General features: G+C 32.7%; 2 protein-coding genes. Both read left to right on the forward strand.

Features of this window, described 5'->3' with window-relative positions; genetic code table 11:
- Positions 1–1214, forward strand: a 1214-nt coding sequence (locus tag ACP5S8_RS08310) for a TonB-dependent receptor (protein ID WP_461876471.1), incomplete at its 5' end; no start/stop codon positions are given.
- Positions 1215–1313: 99 nt separating this feature from the next.
- Positions 1314–1659: MotA/TolQ/ExbB proton channel family protein (locus ACP5S8_RS08315; protein WP_461876472.1), on the forward strand; the 346-nt coding region annotated here is incomplete at its 3' end.

A 1659-nucleotide genomic window follows, 5' to 3' on the forward strand; every position in this document is an offset into this window, starting at 1 on the left:
CTTCTGCTTATTACAATAGATACGGTAAATATATAAATTACGGTGTATCTTACAATTATACAAAAAGACCTGGGTTTATTGCTCAGGCAGTTTTTCATAAAAACCCTTTTAAAATAACTGCTGGTTTTTGGTATGAAAGAGCGGATCTAGAAAATTTCAGTACAAATTTTAAATTAAACAACTTTTCCAACGGAAATTACAACACAACTTTTAATTATTATGGTTATATAGATAAAGTATACACAACCACCCAAACACCTTACGCTATCTTTGATTTAAAAGATTTTCATGGTTTTGATTTTGAGCTTGGTTTAAAGTATGCACAGGTAAAAAGAGATTACAAAGAATTTAACACAAACAAATTACCTTACTTACCAGACGATGATATATATAACTACCCTCTTACTATAAATCCAAGTCAATCCTATGTAAAAACCTACAGAAAGTTTTTACCAAGCATAAATATAGGCTATAAGATAAACAGCTACCTTTATCCATATTTTAACTATGCAAAGAATTTCCAAGTACCAGCTAGCTATCAAGGTTCTCCACCCAAAGGCACTACGATACAGCAGGTGATAGACAACTTATCCCCAGAGCAAGCAGATTCTTACGATGTAGGCATCAATATTAGTCTTGGAAACTTTTTAATAAAACCAGATATATACTATGTAGATTACAAAAACAAGATTGTATACTTCACAGAGCCAAACAACCCTAATATAACATATCCTCAAAGCGTAGGTAAGGTAAAAGCATATGGTGGAGAGCTTGAAATTTTAGGAAGTCTTATGAAAAACCTATCCATTGTAAGCTCTTTTTCTTACAATAGAGCAAAATTTGAAAACGGTTACTATTCTGGAAGCACTTATCTAAATGTGACAGGCAATCAGCTTCCAAACACACCTAAGTATATGGGGAAACTGGGTTTAGACTACAAGCTTTATGGATTTGACATATTCCCATATTTAATATATGAAAGCTCAAGATACGGTGATTCCACAAATACCCAAGAAATACCATCTTACGTTGTAGCAAACTTAAACATTTCAAGAGACTTCTATGTATTTGGGAAAAAGTTCTACGGATTTTTAAATGTATTAAACCTTACCAACAAAACATACATAGGTTATATAGGCACTGGTGATACATCAGGTACTTACTATGTAGCGCCACCTATAACTATATCTGCCGGGATAAGGGCATATTTTTGAAGCTTCTTTTTCATACAGTATATGGGAAGGGGAGAAGGGATTTCTTAATAAAAAATTAACATAAGTTTTTTAGAATATTTGAATAGAAAGGAGGATTAGATGGATTTAGAAATACTTCATAAGGCTGTTTTTGTGATAATGTTTGTAGTATTCGTTATTTCTAACTATGTTATAGTGTATAAGTTCATACAGATAAGTAAGACAAAAAATCAAATAAATCAGGCTACAGAAAAAGAAGCATACAAGCTCATAACAAAATTAAAGAGTAGTATGTGGATATTGGATTTTGGAGTAACATCAGGGCCTTTGCTTGGTCTGCTTGGAAGTATATTGGCTTTGATAGAGTCATTTGCTAACTTGGCATCTAGAGGTATTTCAAACCCAGTGGTTATAAGTAAATCTATAGGGTTTGCCCTTGTGGCTACTGCTTTTGGGATATGCTTAG

Source organism: Hydrogenobaculum sp. (assembly GCF_049967395.1).
GTDB lineage: Bacteria > Aquificota > Aquificia > Aquificales > Aquificaceae > Hydrogenobaculum.